This is a genomic window from Agromyces sp. P1_H4 (assembly GCF_056405255.1).
Genome location: NZ_JBFUCL010000434.1, coordinates 1 through 2,647 on the forward strand (window position 1 = coordinate 1; position 2,647 = coordinate 2,647).

At 71.8% G+C, this 2,647-nt stretch carries 2 protein-coding genes; both read left to right on the forward strand.

Annotated features, from left to right (window positions below; all coding sequences use genetic code 11):
- Positions 1-207 precede the first annotated feature (207 nt).
- Entirely contained in the window at positions 208-1,296 is a 1,089-nt protein-coding gene (locus AC1DY2_RS18430; protein WP_476763733.1) for an Rv2578c family radical SAM protein, read from the forward strand.
- Positions 1,297-1,443: 147 nt separating this feature from the next.
- The coding region (locus AC1DY2_RS18435; RefSeq protein WP_476763734.1) for a sensor histidine kinase at positions 1,444-2,647 on the forward strand (1,204 nt) is incomplete at its 3' end.

Below are 2,647 nucleotides of genomic sequence, written 5' to 3' on the forward strand. Positions count from 1 at the left end.
ACCCGGGCGCAGTGGTGATCGCGAGCCACGACCGATGGCTGCGGCGGCGATGGTCGGCGGAGCGGCTCCAGCTCGTCTCGGGGCGGTTGGTGGATGAGGCGGCGGTGCGGTCGTGAGCTGACGAGCGGATGCCGCGGCGGCGGCCGGAGACGAGGCGCGCCGCGGCATCCACTTGCCTCGGATTCGAACATGTGTTCGAATAGCACCATGCGGTGGAGCGGGCAGGAACTCGGAGTCGAGCAGGGCGACGCCCTACCGGGGCTCGCGAAGCTCAACAACCTCGTGCGGTCGGTGCAGACGCCCGAGTTCGCCGGCATCACGTTCCACGAGGTGCTCGCGAAGTCGGCGCTCAACAAGGTGCCGGGCCAGTCGATGATGCCCTTCGGCTGGACGATCAACCCCTACCGGGGCTGCTCGCATGCGTGCACATACTGCTTCGCCCGCCCCACCCACACCTACCTCGACCTCGACGCGGGCGACGACTTCGACCGCCAGATCATCGTCAAGGTGAACGTCGCGGAGGTGCTGCGACCCGAGCTCGCGAGGCGCTCATGGCGGCACGAACCCGTGGCCCTCGGCACCAACACCGACCCCTATCAGCGAGCGGAAGGGCGTTACGTCCTCATGCCCGGCATCATCGACGCGCTCACCGAGAGCGGCACGCCGTTCAGCATCCTGACGAAGGGAACGCTGCTGCGGCGCGACCTGCCGCAGCTGGCCGAGGCCGCGAAGCGGGTCCCGGTCGACCTCGCCATGTCGATCGCCGTCTACGACCACGAGCTCCAGCAGTCGGTCGAACCGGGCACGCCGAGCACGAAGGCGCGGCTCGCCACCGTGACCGCGGTGCGCGACGCCGGCCTCGACTGCGCCGTCTTCATGATGCCGATCCTGCCCTACCTCACCGATACCCGGGCGCACCTCGACGAGGCGCTGCGGCAGGCCAAGGCCGCCGGTGCGTCGAGCGTGCTCTACACCGCGCTGCACCTGAAACCCGGGGTGAAGCCGTGGTTCATGCAGTGGCTGGAACAGGAGCATCCCGAACTCGTGCCGCGGTACCGCTCCATGTACTACGGCAACAACACGTATGCCCCGAAGGCGTACCGTCGGTGGCTCGGCGAACGGATGCGGCCCCTGATCAGGGCTCACGGCCTCGAGCGCGGTCGCGAGGACCCGGTCACCGGCGGCGTGCGATCGGCGGCACTGGCCGACCGGGGCGTGCCCGTGCCGGCCACGCGCGGGTCATCGCGGCTGCCCGACGCGCTCAGCCTCCCGCCCGACCCCGACGCGCTCTTCTGAGGCAGACGCGCACCCTGTGAGCCGCCACCGCACTGCGCCGCCGCTCGAACGACGGGCTCGGTGACTGCGGAGGGCTGCCCGCGCCTGCGATAATCCGCTTGAGACCCCTCGAACCCGATCGACGGCGGCCGCGAGCGAAGGACCACCATGACCCTTGGGTTGCCCGCGCACCTGGCGCGAGATTCCCTGAGTCGGGCGCTCGCACACGCCGGGCACTGCGCGGCATGGGTGTGCCTGGGGGTCGGCATCGCCATCGGCGTCCTCAGCGCGACGACCGGTGGCGAGACCGCCGGCTGGACGAGCGCCGTCCTGCTTGGCGTGATGGCCGCGCTGCTCGTGCTGGTCGCACGCGTGCCGACGGTGACCACGACCCTGCTGTACCTCATCACGGGTACCGCGGTCGTACTGGCCCTCGCGGTGCTCGTGATGGCCCCCGAGTACCGCTTCGAGTCGACGAACAACGTGATCCTGGCCCTGCCCCGCGTGGCGCTCGTCCTCGTCGGCGGTGCGGGCGTCGGTTCCGTGCTGGGCATCACCTGGGCCGTGCTCGGATACGGGCTCGGCGAGGCCGCTGCGTTCCTCGGCGCGGCGATCGACGGGGCCGACTGGGTTCCGAACGTGGCCGCGGCAGCGGCACTGGGCATCGTCGTGGTCGCGCGCAGCTTCGACGGGATCAGCCGGCGGTGGGACGCGCGCCGCGAGACCGGGCTGCACCGCGCGAGCCAGCAGACCCGAGAGCTCGCCATCCGCCATGACTACGAGCTCCGGGCGACCGCGCGACTGCACGACACGGCGCTCAGCCACCTGGTCGCGATCGCGTCCGCGGGCTCGGGACCGGTCGATGATCGCCTGCGCGATGGCATCCGGCAGGACCTCGGCCTCATCGTCGGCCGCGACTGGGCCGTCGATCACGGTGCGGCGTCGGCGGACGACACGGGGCGGGCGGGTGCCGGCGACCCCGCGGCCGACGGAGCAGGCCGGTCGGGGGTGACCGCACCATCGCTCGAGCAGGCGCTCGTGTCGGCGGCGAACGCGGGGCTCGACCTGCACGTCACCGGCGACTTCGCGGTGCTGGGCCTCCTGGGTCCGGCGCGGCTGGCCGCCCTCGACGCGGCCGTCGCCCAATGCCTCATCAACGTCGCGCGGCACGCGGGCGTCACGGAGGCGGAGCTGGCCATCGGCCTCGGCGGCGGCGAGGTGACGGTCGCCGTCATGGACAGCGGTGTCGGATTCGATGAGGCCGAGGTGCCCGAGGACCGCATCGGCCTGCGCACATCGATCCGCGCCAGGGTCGAGCAGGAGKGCGGCAACGTGCGCCTCTGGTCGACGAGGAACGTCGGCACCACCGTGG

Bases quoted from the DNA above. Each gene is read 5' to 3' on its own strand.
- AC1DY2_RS18430 (WP_476763733.1), top strand. From the start codon at position 208: ATGCGGTGGAGCGGGCAGGAACTCGGAGTCGAGCAGGGCGACGCCCTA.